At 73.2% G+C, this 16,164-nt stretch carries 15 protein-coding genes; 8 read left to right on the top strand and 7 right to left on the bottom strand.

Going from position 1 to position 16,164, the window contains the following annotated elements; all coding sequences use genetic code 11:
- Window positions 1–68 precede the first annotated feature (68 nt).
- The 6 genes from AC07FT_RS04915 (at window position 69) to AC07FT_RS04890 (ending at window position 4,822) form a co-directional block, all read left to right on the top strand.
- Window positions 69–716 (top strand): amino acid ABC transporter permease, encoded by a 648-nt coding sequence (locus AC07FT_RS04915; RefSeq protein ID WP_471192707.1) that lies wholly within the window; start codon window positions 69–71, stop codon window positions 714–716.
- Entirely contained in the window at window positions 713–1,645 is a 933-nt protein-coding gene (locus tag AC07FT_RS04910; protein WP_479174019.1) for an amino acid ABC transporter permease, read from the top strand. Before AC07FT_RS04915 ends, AC07FT_RS04910 begins: the two co-directional genes overlap by 4 nt.
- Window positions 1,646–1,822: 177 nt before the next feature.
- Window positions 1,823–3,544, top strand: a complete 1,722-nt coding sequence (locus AC07FT_RS04905) for an FAD-dependent monooxygenase (protein ID WP_479174017.1) — start codon at window positions 1,823–1,825, stop codon at window positions 3,542–3,544.
- A 118-nt stretch (window positions 3,545–3,662) separates the two neighbouring features.
- Entirely contained in the window at window positions 3,663–3,752 is a 90-nt protein-coding gene (locus tag AC07FT_RS04900; protein WP_309471148.1) for a putative leader peptide, read from the top strand.
- Window positions 3,753–3,812: 60 nt separating this feature from the next.
- Window positions 3,813–4,397: a cupin domain-containing protein gene (locus tag AC07FT_RS04895; protein WP_471192701.1), complete on the top strand. Its 585-nt coding sequence runs from the start codon at window positions 3,813–3,815 to the stop codon at window positions 4,395–4,397.
- A 5-nt stretch (window positions 4,398–4,402) separates the two neighbouring features.
- Entirely contained in the window at window positions 4,403–4,822 is a 420-nt protein-coding gene (locus AC07FT_RS04890) for a rhodanese-like domain-containing protein (RefSeq protein WP_479174015.1), read from the top strand.
- Between the two features lie 134 nt (window positions 4,823–4,956).
- Here the strand turns inward: AC07FT_RS04890 and recX are convergent, their stop codons facing one another.
- The 4 genes from recX to AC07FT_RS04870 form a co-directional block, all read right to left on the bottom strand.
- On the bottom strand, window positions 4,957–5,568 hold the full coding sequence (gene recX / locus AC07FT_RS04885) for a recombination regulator RecX (RefSeq protein WP_479174013.1): 612 nt from the start codon (window positions 5,566–5,568) through the stop codon (window positions 4,957–4,959).
- A gap of 3 nt (window positions 5,569–5,571) precedes the next feature.
- Complete coding sequence (recA, locus tag AC07FT_RS04880) at window positions 5,572–6,705, bottom strand: recombinase RecA (protein WP_479174011.1); 1,134 nt, start codon at window positions 6,703–6,705, stop codon at window positions 5,572–5,574.
- Window positions 6,706–6,842: 137 nt separating this feature from the next.
- The gene (locus tag AC07FT_RS04875; RefSeq protein ID WP_479174009.1) at window positions 6,843–8,060 is read right to left on the bottom strand and encodes an AI-2E family transporter; all 1,218 of its coding nucleotides are present in this window, start codon (window positions 8,058–8,060) and stop codon (window positions 6,843–6,845) included.
- Between the two features lie 120 nt (window positions 8,061–8,180).
- Entirely contained in the window at window positions 8,181–8,375 is a 195-nt protein-coding gene (locus AC07FT_RS04870; RefSeq protein WP_471192691.1) for a DUF3046 domain-containing protein, read from the bottom strand.
- Window positions 8,376–8,453: 78 nt separating this feature from the next.
- Here AC07FT_RS04870 and AC07FT_RS04865 point away from each other — a divergent pair, with 78 nt between their 5' ends.
- Entirely contained in the window at window positions 8,454–9,401 is a 948-nt protein-coding gene (locus AC07FT_RS04865; protein ID WP_479174007.1) for a hypothetical protein, read from the top strand.
- A gap of 18 nt (window positions 9,402–9,419) precedes the next feature.
- Here AC07FT_RS04865 and AC07FT_RS04860 read toward each other — a convergent pair whose 3' ends face one another.
- From AC07FT_RS04860 to AC07FT_RS04850, 3 genes are all read right to left on the bottom strand, one after another.
- A complete protein-coding gene (locus AC07FT_RS04860) occupies window positions 9,420–9,722 on the bottom strand; it encodes an AzlD domain-containing protein (RefSeq protein ID WP_479174006.1) in 303 nt (100 codons plus the stop codon).
- Window positions 9,719–10,411: an AzlC family ABC transporter permease gene (locus tag AC07FT_RS04855; protein ID WP_479174004.1), complete on the bottom strand. Its 693-nt coding sequence runs from the start codon at window positions 10,409–10,411 to the stop codon at window positions 9,719–9,721. The genes AC07FT_RS04860 and AC07FT_RS04855 overlap by 4 nt, the downstream gene beginning before the upstream one ends.
- 139 nt (window positions 10,412–10,550) lie before the next feature.
- Entirely contained in the window at window positions 10,551–11,402 is an 852-nt protein-coding gene (locus tag AC07FT_RS04850) for an AraC family transcriptional regulator (RefSeq protein WP_479174002.1), read from the bottom strand.
- 82 nt (window positions 11,403–11,484) lie between these two features.
- Here AC07FT_RS04850 and AC07FT_RS04845 point away from each other — a divergent pair, with 82 nt between their 5' ends.
- A complete protein-coding gene (locus AC07FT_RS04845; protein ID WP_479174000.1) occupies window positions 11,485–16,161 on the top strand; it encodes an ATP-dependent helicase in 4,677 nt (1,558 codons plus the stop codon).
- Window positions 16,162–16,164 lie beyond the last annotated feature (3 nt).

The raw sequence follows: 16,164 nt of genomic DNA, 5'->3' as shown, positions 1-16,164 counted from the left end.
CCCCCGTTCGCCCTCGAAAGCCGGTGCGCTCCGCACGCCGCTGACCTGACCGCTACCGCGGAGAATCGATGAACGTACTCCTCGATCATTTGCCCGAGTTCCGTGAAGGGTTCCTGGGAACCCTCGCCATCACGGCGGCCAGTGCGGTGCTCGCTCTTGTCCTGGGCATTCTCATAGCCGGCTTCAGGGTGTCCCCCATCCCGCCGCTGCGCGCCTTCGGCACGGCGTGGGTCACCCTGCTGCGCAACACCCCCCTGACCCTGCTGTTCCTGATCGCGTTCTTCGTGATCCCCCAGATCTTCTTCCCGGGGACGAGCCCGTTCGTCCTCGCGACGGGGGCGCTGGGCTGCTACACGTCGTCCTTCGTCTGTGAGGCCGTGCGGTCCGGTATCAACACCGTGCCGCTCGGCCAGGCGGAGGCGGCGCGCAGCCTGGGGATGACCTTCTCCCAGACCCTGCGGATGATCGTCCTGCCGCAGGCCACCCGGACCGTGATCCCCCCGATGAGCAGCATCTTCATCGCGCTCACCAAGAACTCGGCCATCGCTGGCGCCTTCAGCGTCACCGAGCTGTTCAGCGTGTCGAAGCTGCTGAACGACAAGGGTTACGAGGTCGGCTGGATCTTCCTGTGGATCGCCCTGGCCTACCTGGTCATCACCTTCACCATCAGCGGTGCCTTCCGACTGCTGGAGCGCCGCCTGGAGGTGGCCCGATGAGCTCGAGTGTCCTGTACGACGCCCCCGGCCCCAAGGCCCGTGTCCGCAACCGGATCTTCTCGGTCGTCGGTGTGCTGGCCGTCCTCGGCATCGTTCTCTTCGCCGTACTGCGCCTCAATGCCAAGGGCCAGTTCGAGCCGGAGATGTGGAACATCTTCAACAACGCGGGTGTGCGCACCAATATCCGCGACGGTGTGCTCACCACGCTCAAGGTGTTCGCGGTGGCGGCGGTGCTGTCGCTGCTGCTGGGCGCCCTGCTCGCGGTCGGCAGGCTCTCGGACCACAAGCCGGTCCGGTGGCTCGCGACCAGCTTCATCGAGCTCTTCCGGGCCGTCCCCCTGCTGATCACCATCTACGCCCTGTGGGTGCTCTTCCTCACCTACAGGTCCGAACTGGGATTCAGCGGCGACAGCACCGCGTTCTGGGCCTTGGTCATCGGCCTGACCGTCTACAACGGATCGGTGCAGGCCGAGGTGTTGCGGGCGGGCATCAACGCGGTGCCCAAGGGGCAGCGCGAGGCCGCCTACGCCCTGGGTATGAGCAAGACCCAGGTCATGGTGACCGTTCTGATTCCGCAGGCCGTCCGGGCGATGCTGCCGACCATCATCAGCCAGCTGGTGGTCACCCTGAAGGACACCTCGCTCGGCTTCGTCATCACCTACGAAGAGCTGCTGTTCTCGCTCCAGCAGATGGCCGGGAACATCATCGTCAACGATGAGAACCCGTTCTTCCCGATGATCGTCGTCGGCGGTGTCATCTACATCGCGATGTGTATGGCGCTCTCCGCCCTGGCGACCTGGATCGAGCGGCGGGGCCGGCGCGCCAAGACGGGGATCCCGGTCGCGGACGCCACCCAGCAGCTGGCCGGCGGTGACATCGCGAACCAGACCCCGACGGATGTGCCGGTGGACCTGCCGGACGTCAAGTAGGTCCGACGACCGGAGTACACCGGGGTCCGCCAAGGGCGGTGGCGCACGCGCCACCGCCCTTCGTCGCTTGACGCGGGCACCCGCAGTCGGTTGCATGCCTTCTGTGATCGCACACCGGGTTTCAACTGCCAGTTTCCGTACGTCGCGTACGACCCGCAGGGCCACAGGAACCGCACCGTGGACCCGGTGATCATTGCCGGGGCGGGCCCGGTCGGACTCACCCTCGCCCTCGCCCTCGCACGCCACGACGTACCCGTCGTGCTCTTCGACGAGTCCGCGGGCGCCGACGAGAGCCGCCTCGCCCGCACCGTCGTCCTGCGTCAGGACACCGCCGCCCTGCTGGAACGGCTGGGCTGTCGCGCCGCCGCCCGCACCACGCCGTGGACCGGCTGGCGCACCATGCGGCGACGGCAGCTGGTCCGGCAGCTCCCGCTCGCCCCGGGCCCCCTCTTCGGAGCGGGGCGGTCGACCGGGCTGCCCGCCGCCCGCGACGGTGACGACGAGGGAGCCGAGGGCGGTTCCCCGGACGACCGGACCACCCCCGCGCTCTCCCCGGTACACCTGCCGCAGCACGAACTCACCCGGGCGCTGCGCGGCGCGCTGGCCGCGATCGGCGACGAGGACCTGGTCCGGATCGTCACCGGCACCCGGGTCGAGACCCTGGAACAGGACGCCCACGGGGTCAGCGTGCGCACCCGCGGCGCCGAGGCCACCTGGTGGCGGGGCAGCCATCTGGTCGGCTGCGACGGGCCCCGGTCCACCGTCCGCAAGGCCCTGGGGGTGCGCTTCCCGGGGCGTACGGCGGTGGAGCGGCACGCGGTCGCGGTACTGCGCGCCGGACTCCCCTGGCCCGGTGAGGCCCTGCTGCACCGCTCGCCGCCGTGGCGCAGCATCGACGCGGAGGTGACCGCGCGTCCGCTGCCCCGAGGCCTGTGGCGCGTCGACTGGCTGCTCCCGCCCGGCCGTGACCTCGTCACCCCCGATGCCCTGCTGGTGCGGGTGCGCGACACCCTCGCCGGGTGGTGCGGGGACACCGCGCTCCCCTATGAGCTTCTGGACACCGGTGTGCACACCGTGCACCACCGGCTCGCCCTGCGGTGGCGCGTGGGGCGGGCCTTCCTGGCGGGAGACGCGGCCCATCTGCTGGGCGCGCTCGGCACCCAGGGGCTGGAGGAAGGGCTGCGGGACGTCGCCAACCTCGCCTGGAAGCTCTCGCTCGCCTGGCACCACGGCGCCTCCGACACCCTGCTGGACAGTTATCAGACGGAGCGGCGCGGGGCCGTCGGCGCCCGGCTGCGCACCGCCGACCAGGCGCTGCCGCAGGTGCGGGCGTCCGGCGGCTGGCGCGCGGTACGGCGCAATGTGCTGCCGGGAGGGGAACGCGGACATGACGCCCTGCTCACCGACGGGCACCTCGGGGACGGGCCGCTGGGCGCGCCACCGGTCTACGGCCGTTCGCCGCTGACGCCCGCGCCACCGCCCGAGGGCGCGGTGGCGGTGGGGACGGCGCTCGGGGCGCCGGTCGCCGATGTCCCGGTGACGGCGCCGGACGGATCGGTCGTGACACTGCGGGAGCGGCTGGGCCGCGAACTGCTGGTGGTGCTGGTCGCCCCCGGGACCGGGGTGTGGGAGCGGCGCCACTGGATGCGGGCCGGGCTGATGCCGCGGCTGGCGGCCGCCGTCTCCACCCTGCCGATGCGGACCGAACTGCTGGTCGCCGAGGAGTACCCGGGGGCCCCGGCCCATACGGTGCTGCTGGTCCGGCCGGACGGCCATCTCGCCGCGGCCCTGTCCGGGGTCCGGCCCGCCGAGCTGTACGCGTGCGCGGACGCGCTGCGGGGCGGGGCAAGGGCACGGGACGAGGCGACCCGGGACACGGAGGCGACCGCGCGCCGGTAGGCGGGGGCGGTGCCGCCGGGCGGGAGGCGGCGCCGCGGCAGGCAGGACCGGGGCTGTGACCGCGGTCCCAGCCAGGTGCGGTTGACCTCCGCTTCCGGCGCATGCTTCACTGCGGAGCGTGACTGACACCTGCTTGCCTCGCTTCTGGCGGAGGGTCCATCTGGACCTGGTCCGCTACGCGGGCTGTGTGTGTCGTCCGTCCTGTTGATCCGCATGTCTCCCGCGCGGCGCGGCCGCGCCCCTTTCGCGATCACTCAGGACGGTCCCTGTGCCCGACGTACGCATTCCCTCGCCTGCTCCGGCTCCCGCCGCCCCGGCCGTCGTTCCCGCGCGCCCGGCCGCCGAGCCCGGTCCGGCGTCCCCACCCACCGAGGGCGATCTCCTCGCCTTCGTCCGCCGCACGGCCGCCGACGCCGCGCTGGTCGCCTCGCTCCCCCTGGACCCGGAGGGCCGCACCTGGCTGCGGATCGAGGGGCCGGGCGGCAGTGAGGCATGGCTGATCGGCTGGCCCCCTGGTACCGGCACCGGGTGGCATGACCACGGCGGCTCGCACGGCGCGTTCATCGCGGCCGCGGGTGAGCTGACCGAGCAGTCCCTCGCGGCACGGCTGCCCACCGAGGGCTGGAAGACCCTCGAACTCGCCGATGACGTGGACCGGGAGCGGCGGCTGCCCGCCGGAGAGGGCCGGGCCTTCGGCCCGCACCACGTCCATGAGGTGCTCAACCTGTCCACGACCCGTCACGCGGTCTCGGTGCACGCCTACTACCCGCCGCTGCCGCTGATGCGACGCTACAGCCGCACCGGGCACACACTGCGGCTGGAACAGGTCGAGCAGCCGGAAGAGTGGGGATAGGGACGATGAGCACCACACCACGGACCCGAGGGACGCGGCGCAGCGTCGACGAACTGCTGGACGAGGCCCGCGCCGAGCTCGACCGGCTCGGCCCCGTCGAGGCGGCGGCCGTCCAGGCCGCGGGCGGACTGCTGGTGGACATCCGGTACGCGGCCCTGCGGGACCGCGACGGGACCATTCCGGGCGCGCTGATCGTCGAGCGGAACGAGCTGGAGTGGCGGCTCGACCCGCAGTGCGACCACCGGTTGCCGGAGGCCGTCCATCACGATCTGCCGGTCGTGGTGGTGTGCAACGAGGGCTACGCCTCCAGTTTCGCGGCCGTCTCCCTACGGCAGCTGGGGCTGGACCGGGCGACCGATCTGATCGGCGGCTTCCAGGCGTGGCGCGCGGCCGGACTCCCCGTGGAGCCCCCCGCGCCCTCCTGAACCCCGCACGGGCATGACGTTCCGGCGCTGCGCGTTCCGGGGCTGCCTGGCATGGGGTGACGCGGCCCCGGATGTATGTGACCCGCACGGACTCCACCGGCCAAGGTGCCCTCACGGTCCGGGGATCCGGGCCGTCAGTTGTCCGGGATGTAGCCCTCCAGCAGCTCCGGGTCCTCCCCCTCTTCCTCCAGGGCTCGGCGCACCACACGCAGTGCCAGCCCCTCCGCATAGCCCTTGCGCGCCAGCATTCCGGCGAGCCGACGGAGCCGCTTCTCGCGGTCCAGGCCACGGGTCGCCCGCAGCTTGCGCTCGACCAGCTCGCGGGCGGTGCGCTCCTCCTGGTCGGCGTCGAGCTGCCCCATCGCATCGTCGATCAGGGTGGAGTCAACGCCCTTGGTGCGCAGCTCGCGGGCGAGCGCACGGCGGGCCAGCCCCCGGCTGTGGTGCCGGGACTCCACCCAGGCCGCGGCGAACGCGGCATCGTCGATCAGCCCGACGTCCTCGAACCGGGACAGCACTTCCTCGGCCGCCTCGTCCGGGATGCCCCGTGTCCGCAGCGCGTCAGCGAGCTGCTGACGGGTGCGCGCGGTCCCGGTGAGCAGACGCAGACAGATCGCCCGCGCCTGCTCCTCGGGACTGGGTGGCGGCCCCTGCCCGGCTTTCGACGGGGAGGGGGCGCCGCCGTCCGGGCGGGCCGGTCGCTCCGGACCGCCCGGATCCTGCGGCCATGCGGTCCGCCGGGTCATGGATCAGCTCTTGGCCGCGGCGGTCTTGGCCGCCTTGGCCCCGGACTTGGCCGCCGGCACGGGCGCGGCCTTCACCGGTGCGACGACCGGCTCCGCGCCGCCCGCGGCGTCCGCAACACCGGGCTCGGCCGCGGCCTCGGGCTTCACACCGATGCCGAGCTTCTCCTTGATCTTCTTCTCGACCTCGTTGGCCAGGTCGGGGTTGTCCTTGAGGAAGTTACGGGCGTTCTCCTTGCCCTGCCCCAGCTGGTCGCCCTCGTAGGTGTACCAGGCGCCGGACTTGCGGATGAAACCGTGCTCGACGCCCATGTCGATCAGACCGCCCTCACGGCTGATGCCCTGGCCGTAGAGGATGTCGAACTCGGCCTGCTTGAAGGGGGGCGCGACCTTGTTCTTCACGACCTTGCAGCGGGTGCGGTTGCCGACCGCGTCCGTGCCGTCCTTGAGGGTCTCGATCCGGCGGATGTCGATACGGACCGAGGCGTAGAACTTCAGGGCCCGGCCACCGGTCGTCGTCTCCGGGGAGCCGAACATGACACCGATCTTCTCCCGCAGCTGGTTGATGAAGATCGCGGTGGTCTTGGACTGGTTGAGCGCACTGGTGATCTTGCGGAGCGCCTGGCTCATGAGCCGGGCCTGGAGGCCGACGTGGGAGTCGCCCATCTCACCCTCGATCTCCGCGCGCGGCACCAGCGCGGCGACGGAGTCGATGACGATCAGGTCGAGGGCGCCGGAGCGGACCAGCATGTCCACGATCTCGAGCGCCTGCTCGCCGTTGTCCGGCTGGGAGAGGATCAGCGAATCGGTGTCCACGCCCAGCTTCTGCGCGTAGTCGGGGTCGAGGGCGTGCTCCGCGTCCACGAAGGCGACCGTGCCGCCCGCCCGCTGGGCGTTGGCCACCGCGTGCAGCGTCAGGGTCGTCTTACCGGAGGATTCCGGGCCGTAGACCTCCACCACGCGACCGCGCGGCAGTCCGCCCACGCCGAGGGCGACATCGAGAGCGGTCGACCCGGTGGGGATGACCTCGATGGGGTCGTTCGGCCGGTCGCCCATGCGCATCACGGCGCCCTTGCCGAACTGCCGTTCAATCTGTGCGAGAGCGGCGTCGAGCGCCTTCTCGCGGTCGTTTCCAGCCATGGGCTCCACCCGGTTTGCTTGAGTCGATCGCTTCACGTCCATGACGCTAGCGCCTGCCACTGACAAGCGGCCCGGACGTCCTCGGCCTGTGGATAACCGGGCCGGGACTCCATGAGAATGGATGTTCGATTTTCGTGTCAACCACGCCGCGACAGTGCGTGGCGTACCCGCGCCAGCGCCGAGGCGCCGCGCCGTCGCGTGCGTCCGTGCACCCGCGGATCGTCGGTCACGTCGTAGCGCTTGATGTACGCGCCGAGGAACGCCTGGAGCGTCGCGGTCGCCGGAATCGCGATCAGCGCGCCCACCGCGCCCAGCAGCGCGGTGCCCGCTATCACCGATCCGAAGGACACCGCCGGGTGGATGTCGACCGTCTTCGCGGTGATCCGCGGCTGGAGCAGGTAGTTCTCGAACTGCTGGTAGATCACGACGAAGCCCAGCACCCAGACCGCGAACCAGGGATTGACGGTGAACGCGATGAGCATCGGCAGGGCCCCGGCCAGGTAGGTGCCGATGGTCGGGATGAACTGGGAGATCAGACCGACCCACACCGCGAGGGCCGGGGCGTAGGGCACCGACAGGGTCTCCAGCAGAACGTAGTGGGCGATACCGGAGATCAGCGCCATCAGCCCGCGCGAGTAGATGTAGCCGCCGGTCTTGGCGACCGCGATCTCCCAGGCGCGCAGCACCTCGGTCTGGCGGGCCGGGGGCAGCACCGAGCACAGGGCGCGGCGCAGCCGCGGGCCGTCGGCGGCGAAGTAGAAGGCGAACAGGGTCACCGTGAGAACCTTGAACAGCCCGCCGAGCACCTGCGCCGAGACGTCCAGCACGTTGTTGGCGCTGTTCTTCACATAGTTCTGGAGCCAGTCCGAGTGGAGCAGGCTGTCCTGGACCTCCAGCCGTGACAGATCGGTGTGGAAGGTGTCGTTGACCCAGCTGACGACCTTGTCCAGGTACGCCGGGAACTCCTCGACCATGGTCACGATCTGGTCGGCGAGCATCGAGCCGAGCAGGGTGAAGAAGCCCGCCACGGAGATCAGGATGCCGAGGAAGACGATTCCGGTGGCCAGCCCGCGGCGCATGCCCCGCGCGGACATCCGGTCGACGGCGGGCTCTATCGCCAGCGCCAGGAAGAAGGCGATCAGGATGTTCAGCAGCAGCCCGGTCAGCTGGTCGAAGGCCCAGCTGGCGAGCCGGTAACAGCCCACCAGCGCGAGTGCCAGCACCATCGCGCGCGGCAGCCAGCGCGGCATGCGCGCGGACTCCGCCGCGGACGGCTTCTCGGGATTCACGGCAGCCGGAGCGGCGGCTGGGGTGCCGTCAGCACTGGGCGGGAGGGTCTCTTCGGTCGGGGCCACTGGGCAAGTGTGGCGTACATCCGCCGAAAAAATCCGGCCACCCCCTTATTGGCCGGAGCCGGAGCTTCCCCGGCCCGGCCGGGGCCGCCGCGCGGGCGGGTACCCGGGCGGCGGCCCAGGTCAGCGCTTGTCCTGGGGGACGTCCACCGCGGTGCACACCCCGCGCCACACCTCCTTGGCGCTCCAGCCCGCGTCCAGGGCCTGGTGCACGGTCCGCCCGCCGAGCTCGGACATCACATGATCGCGCGCGAAGGAGTCGGCGTAGGACTCACCGAAGTAGTCCGCCATCCGCTGCCAGAAGACCGTCAACCGCATGCGCCCAGTATCGCGCTCCCGGGGTGCACCGGGGCGTGAGCCCCCTGCCGGGGGTGCCCCGCGCCCTACGGTCTGACCATGGATCGATCCATGAGCCTCTCCTCGTCGCCGCCCTCCCCCTCCTCCGCTCTCTCGCGGGCCGAGCGGTTCGTGTGGCTGACCGCCCGGGTGCTGGAGCAGCGCCGCTTCGCGTATCACTTCCTGGACGGGGGCGCGGATGCGGTCGAGACAGCGCTCACCGCCTACCTCGCGCCGGACGGCGGTTACGGCCACGGGCTGGAGCCGGATCTGCGCGGACCGGTGAGCCAGCCGCTGCACGCCGTGCACGCGCTGCGGGTGCTCGACGGGATCGGGCGCTGCGGCGGGCAGCGGATCGAGCGCCTGTGCCGCTATCTGACGGCCGTGTCCACCCCGGACGGCGCGCTGCCGGTGAGCCACCCCTCGCTGCGCGGCTACCCGGCCGCCCCCTGGATCCCGCTGACGGACGATCCGCCGAGCGGACTGCTCACCACCGGTCCGGTGGTGGGGCTGCTGCACCGCAACGAGGTGTGGCACGCCTGGCTCTTCCGGGCCACCGACTTCTGCTGGGCGGCGGTCACGGCGCTGGCCGAGGGCGCGTCCGCGCACCCCTACGAGATCACGGCGGCCGTCGCCTTCCTGGACGGGGTACCGGACCGCGGGCGCGCCCAGGAGGCGGCGGACCGGCTGGGCCGCCGGGTGCGGGAGCGGGGGCTGGTGGCACTGGATCCCGGGCGCGCCGAGGAGGCGGCGGTACCCGGCCAGGGCGGCAGCGGGACACCGGCGCTGGTGCGCGACATCGCCCCGGAGCCCGGTTCGCTGGCCCGCCGGTGGTTCACCGACGCGGAGGTGGAGCGGTCGCTGGACGCCCTCACGGAAGCTCAGCGGGAGGACGGCGGCTGGCCCGCCCGCCGACGCGCGTGGGCACCGGGGGCGGCCCTGGAGACGCGGGCGGTGGCGACCCTGGAGGCGCTGCTCACCCTGCGCGCCTATGGGCGGGCGGTATGAGACCGCCCGCACACGCGTTCACAGGGTGCGGACGGCGGCGGTGACGATGACCGCCACGGCGACCACCACCAGGAAGGGGGCGCGCAGGATCAGAGCGAGCGCGGCCGCGCCGAGCCCGGCCGCCCGCGCGTCCAGCACCAGGTGCTGTCCGTCGGTGAAGGTCTGCTGGGCGGTCAGGGCGGCCAGCAGGGCCACCGGGAGCAGCGCCGCCAGCCGTCGGACGACCGGGCGCTCCAGGGCCCCGGCGGGCACCGAGAGGCCCAGCAGTTTGAACAGGTAGCAGCCGGCCGCGGTGGCGCCGATGGCGATCCAGGTGTTCATCCGCGCACCGCCTCCTGGGAGTCCTCCCGGCCGTCCTTGCCGCGCGCGGTGCGCCCGTGCACGGCGAGGACGACGGGGGCGGCGAGCGCGGCCGCGAGCACCGGCACCCCGGCGGGCAGCACCGGCTGGCAGACGAGGACGAGCAGCACGCCGAGTCCGGCCACGGCACGCTCCAGGGAGGAGCGGAGCATCGGGGCCAGCAGGGCGAGGAAGACGGCGGGTCCGGCGGCGTCCAGCCCCCAGCCGGCGGTGTCACCGAGCGCGGACGCCCCCAGGGCGCCGATCAGGGTGGAGAGGTTCCACAGCACGTACAGGGTCAGCCCGGTGATGGTGAACCCCAGACGTGCGGTGCGCCGGTCGGGCTGGGCGAGCGCGACGGCGGAGGTCTCGTCGATGACCCAGTGGGCGGCCAGGGGGCGCACCGCGCGGGAGAAGCCGAGCAGTCCGGACAGCCGCAGTCCGTAGAAAGCGTTGCGCGTTCCGAGGAAGAACGCACCGGCGGCGGCCGTGAACGGGTTGCCGCCCGCGGCGAGCGCCCCGACCAGGGCGAACTGCGAGGCACCGGTGAACACCAGCAGGCTCAGCGCACAGCTCTGCAGCAGGCTCAGCCCGGCGCCCGCCGAGGTCACGCCGAAGGCGAACCCGGAGAGTCCGACGGCCACGCCGACGCCCAGGGCGTCGCGGACCACGGCGGAGTCCGCCGGGGGTGCCGCGGACTCGGCCCGTAGGTCCGCCTGCTCCGCCCGCTCTTCCCGTTCTGTCGGATGAGTTCGTTCTATTCGCTCTGAGTGTTCCGTCTGCTCTCGCTGTTCTGGCACATCCCGCACGCTAGGCGAGCGCGTCGGGACCGTTCTTGTACGTTCTTGCGCGCTCGCGGCGGTAGGCACCCGGCGGCACCCCCACGATGCGGGTGAAGTGCCGGTGCAGATGGGGCTGATCGGTGAACCCGACGGTGACGGCCGCCTCCGCCGGTGCGACCCCGTCGTCCAGCAGTCGGCGGGCCCGCCGTACCCGGGCGTCGGTCAGCCAGGTGTGCGGCGGCATCCCGTAGGCGGCCCGGAAGGCGCGCAGCAGGGCGAACGGCCCGGTGCCCAGCTCGGCGGCCAGCCGCTCCAGGGACGGCGGATCGGCCATCCGCTCCTCCAGGAGCGCACGCGCGCGCACCGCGATCCGCGCGCCCGCGGTGGGCGTCGCGCGCGCCGGGAGCGGACCGCCATGGTCACGCAGCAGACGGGCGACGGCGACGCGCAGCAGACTGTCTGCGGCCAGCGCGTTGCCCTCCTCGGCGGCCCGGTGCACCTCGGTGATCAGCCGGGCGGTCCGCGGATCGTCGACCACGGCGGCCCCGAACCCGGCCGCGCCGCGGAGGGAGGTGATCTCGGTGGCGATGGCGGCGACCACGTCCGCCTCCGGGTACAGCACGCTGTAGCTCCACCCCTCCGGCACCCCGGCCCGTCCGGTGTGCGGGGTATCGGGATTGATGAGCGCGAGCCCGCCGGGCCCGGTCCGCTCCACCGTGCCGCGGTGGTGGAACTCCTCGACGCCCTCGGTGATCGCCGCGATCACGAACGTCTCGTGGGTGTGCTGGACGAAGGTCTTGTGGATGTAGCGGGCACGGAGCAGGTCCACCCCCGGCAGCGGGGGATACCGCCAGTGCCGCGCGCTCTCACCGGTGCCCATGCCCTCCATTGTGCGGCCCGCCCGGCCACCGCTGACCAGCGGATCCGCTCGGCTGTCAGTGGCCCGGTGCACGATGGGGGACATGGCAGGCTCGGCGCTCGACGGATTCTCCCCGGCCACCCGCGAGTGGTTCACGGGTGCCTTCACCGCGCCCACGGCCGCGCAGGAGGGGGCCTGGCGGGCCATCGGCGCGGGGTCGGACGTGCTGGTCGTCGCGCCCACCGGTTCCGGCAAGACGCTGGCCGCGTTCCTGGCCTCCCTGGACCGGCTGGCCGGTGAGCCCCCGCCCGCCGAGGCCAAGAAGCGCTGCCGGGTGCTCTACGTCTCCCCGCTGAAGGCCCTCGCGGTCGACGTCGAGCGCAACCTCCGCAGTCCGCTCACCGGTATCCGCCAGGAGTCCGTGCGGCTGGGCCTCCCCGAGCCTGAGATCAGGGTGGGCATCCGCTCCGGTGACACCCCGGCCGCCGAGCGCCGGGCCCTGGCCGGCCGCCCGCCGGACATCCTGATCACCACGCCCGAGTCGCTGTTCCTGATGCTCACCTCCGCCACCCGGGACGCGCTGCGCGGTGTGGAGACCGTCATCCTGGACGAGGTGCACGCCGTCGCGGGCACCAAGCGCGGCGCCCATCTCGCCCTCACCCTGGAGCGGCTCGACGAGCTGCTGGACCGCCCCGCCCGCCGCATCGGGCTGTCGGCCACCGTGCGCCCGGTGGACGAGGTGGCGCGCTTCCTGTCCCCGCGCCGCGCCGTCGAGATCGTCCAGCCGCCCTCGGGCAAGGAGTTCGACCTGTCGGTGGTCGTCCCGGTCGAGGACCTGGGCGAGTTGGGCGGCTCCCCCGTGCAGGACGGGGAGACCGGTGAGCGCCCCTCCATCTGGCCGCATGTGGAGGAGCGGATCGCCGATCTCGTCCAGGCCCACCGCTCCACGATCGTCTTCGCCAACTCCCGGCGGCTGGCCGAGCGGCTGTGCAACCGGCTCAACGAGATCGCCTATGAACGCGCCACCGGCGAGGCGGCGCCCGAGGACCACTCCCCCGCCGAGCTGATGGGCGGGTCCGGGGCGGCAGCGGGCGCGCCCCCGCTGCTGGCCCGTGCGCACCACGGCTCCGTCTCCAAGGAGCAGCGGGCACTGGTCGAGGAGGACCTCAAGGCCGGGCGGCTGCCCGCCGTGGTCGCCACCTCCAGCCTGGAGCTGGGCATCGACATGGGCGCGGTGGACCTGGTCGTCCAGGTCGAGTCCCCGCCCTCGGTGGCCTCCGGACTCCAGCGGGTGGGCCGGGCCGGTCACCAGGTGGGCGCGGTCTCCACCGGAGTGGTCTTCCCCAAGTACCGCGGCGATCTGGTCCAGTCGGCGGTGGTCACCGAGCGGATGCGGGAGGGGGCCATCGAGGCGCTGCGGGTGCCCGCCAACCCGCTGGACGTACTCGCCCAGCAGCTCGTCGCCATCACCTCCATGGACGGCTGGGACGTGGACGAATTGCTCGCCCTCGTCCGCCGGGCCGCTCCCTTCGCCTCGCTCCCGGAGTCGGCGTACACCTCCGTGCTGGACATGCTGGCCGGGCGCTACCCCTCCGACGCCTTCGCGGAGCTGCGCCCCCGTCTGGTGTGGGACCGCGTGGCCAATACGGTCACCGGGCGGCCGGGTGCGCAGCGGCTCGCGGTGACCTCCGGCGGCACCATCCCCGACCGCGGTCTTTTCGGCGTCTTCCTGGCGGGCGCCGACCCCAAGAAGGGCGGCGGCAGGGTCGGCGAGCTGGACGAGGAGATGGTCTACGAGTCGCGGGTGGGCGATGTGTTCACCCTCGGCACCACCTCCTGGCGGATCGAGGACATCACCCGTGACCGGGTCCTGGTCTCCCCGGCCCCCGGCGTCCCCGGCCGTCTCCCCTTCTGGAAGGGCGATCAGCTCGGCCGCCCGCTCGAACTGGGCCGCGCGCTGGGCGCGTTCCTGCGCGAGATCGGCGCACTGACGCCCGAGGCCGCCCGCGCGCGGCTGCTGGCCGCCGGGCTGGACGCGTGGGCCGCCGACAACGTCACCGCCTATCTCGACGAACAGCGCCGTGCCTGCGGCCATGTGCCCGATGACCGGACCATCGTGGTGGAGCGGTTCCGGGACGAGCTGGGCGACTGGCGGGTCGTGGTCCACTCCCCCTTCGGCGCCCAGGTGCACGCCCCCTGGGCGCTCGCCCTGGGGGCCCGGCTGTCCGAGCGGTACGGCATGGACGCGCAGGTGATGCACGCCGACGACGGGATCGTGCTCCGGCTGCCCGACGCCGATCTGATGGGCCTGGACCTCCTCGACGCCGATCCGGCACGGCAGGGCACCGAGTACGACACCGAGCAGTCGCCCGTGGGAGCCACCGACGCCGTCTTCGACAAGGGCGAGATCGGTGACATCGTCACCGACCAGGTCGGCGGCTCGGCCCTGTTCGCCTCCCGGTTCCGCGAATGCGCCGCCCGCGCCCTGCTGCTGCCGCGGCGCAACCCCGGCAAGCGCACCCCGCTGTGGCAGCAGCGCCAGCGCGCCGCCCAACTGCTGCAGGTGGCAAGCGAGTTCGGCTCCTTCCCGATCGTCCTGGAAGCCGTCCGCGAATGCCTCCAGGACGTCTTCGACGTCCCCGGCCTCACGGAGCTGATGGGCGATATCGAAGCCCGCCGGGTGCGGCTGGTCGAGGTCACCACCCCCGAGCCGTCACCCTTCGCCCGCTCGCTGCTCTTCGGCTATGTCGCCCAGTTCCTCTACGAGGGCGACTCCCCGCCGGCCGAGCGCCGCGCGGCCGCCCTCTCGCTGGACTCCCGGCTGCTGGCCGAGCTGCTCGGCCAGGCCGAGCTGCGCGAGCTGCTGGACGCGGAGGTCCTCACCGAGCTGGAGCGCGAGCTGCAGTGGCTCACCGAGGACCGCCGGGTCAAGGACGCGGAGAGCGTCGCCGATCTGCTGCGGCTGCTCGGTCCGCTCACCGGGGCCGAGCTGGCCGAGCGCGGCGCCGATCCGCGCTGGGCCGAGGAGCTGACGGCGGCCCGGCGCGCCATCCGGGTGCGGATCGCGGGCGAGGACCACTGGGCGGCCGTCGAGGACGCCGGGCGGCTGCGCGACGCCCTGGGCACCGCGCTCCCGGTGGGCGTGCCCGAGGCGTTCACCGAACCGGTCAAGGACCCCCTCGGCGATCTGCTGGCCCGGTACGCCCGCACGCACGGTCCGTTCACCTCCGCCTCGGCCGCCGCCCGCCTCGGCCTCGGTACGGCCGTCACCGACGGCGCCCTGCACCGGCTCGCCGCGAGCGGCCGGATCGTCCAGGGCGAGTTCCACCCGGCCGGGGTGGGCCAGGAGTGGTGCGACGCCGCCGTGCTGCGGCGGCTGCGCCGCCGCTCGCTCGCCGCGCTGCGCCATGAGCTGGAGCCGGTGCCCCCCGCGGCGCTCGCCGCGTTCCTGCCCCAGTGGCAGCACCTGGGGACCCACAGCCTGCGCGGTCCCGATGGGCTGGTGCGCGCGATCGAGCAGCTCCAGGGGGCGCCGGTGCCCGCCTCCGCCCTGGAGAAGCTGGTGCTGCCCTCCCGAGTCGGCGACTACACCCCCACGATGCTCGACGAGCTGACCGCCTCCGGGGAGGTGGTCTGGGCCGGGGCGGGCGCGCTGCCCGGCAAGGACGGCTGGGTCACCCTCCATCTGGCGGAGACCGCCCCGCTGTTGCTGCACACCCCGCACCCGTTCGAGGCGGGCCCGCTGCACCAGGCCGTACTGGACGCCCTGGCCGGGGGGTACGGCCTGTTCTTCCGCCAGATCGCCGAACAGGTCCGCGCCGCCGGGCACGAGTTCCAGGACCCGCAGCTCGCCGAGGCCGTCTGGGATCTGGCCTGGTCGGGCCGGCTCACCGGTGACACCCTGGCCCCGCTCCGCGCCCTGCTGGGCTCGGGCCGTACCGCGGGCTCGACCGCCCACCGCGCCAAGCGCACGGTCCCCCGGGGGCGCTACGGCGGCCTCGCGGGCCGCACCGGGCGCCCCACCGCCTCGCGCGGCGGACCGCCCACCGTCGCCGGGCGCTGGTCGCTGCTGCCGGAGCGCGAGGCCGAACCCACTCACCGGGCCCACGCCCTGGCGCACACGCTCCTGGACCGGCACGGGGTGGTCACCCGCGGCGCGGTCGCCGCCGAGGGCGTCGAGGGCGGGTTCTCCGCCGCGTACCGGGTGCTGGCCGCGTTCGAGGAGACCGGCCAGGCACGCCGCGGCTATGTGGTCGAGGGGCTGGGCGCCGCCCAGTTCGCGATGGACGGGGCGGTGGACCGACTCCGCGCGGTCTCCACGGCCCGTGACCGCGCCGCCGGCCCCGCCCCCGGCCCGGTGTTCGACGGACGGCCGGGTCCGTCCCCACGCGCCGTCGTCCTGGCCGCCGCCGACCCGGCCAACGCCTACGGTGCCGCGCTGCCCTGGCCCGATCCGCCCGCGGACGCGGGCCACCGGCCCGGCCGCAAGGCAGGGTCGCTGGTGGTGCTCGTCGACGGCGCGCTGACCCTGTACATGGAGCGCGGTGGAAAGACCCTCCTCGCCTGGCCCTCCGGCGCGGCCGAGGCCGACTCCCCGGAGGACGACGGCAGGCTGCGGACGGCCGTCGAGGCACTGGCCGGATCGGCCCGCGCGGGCGCCCTGGGCAGTGTGACCGTCGAGCGGATCAACGGCGGCGCGGCCCTGTCGTCCGCGGTCGGCCGCGTCCTGGAGGCCGCCGGGTTCCATCCGACGCCGCGCGGTCTGCGGCTGCGCCCCTGAGAG

It is taken from the genome of Streptomyces sp. NPDC045899 (assembly GCF_056431485.1).
This window is presented reverse-complemented; position numbering and strand designations above follow the sequence as displayed.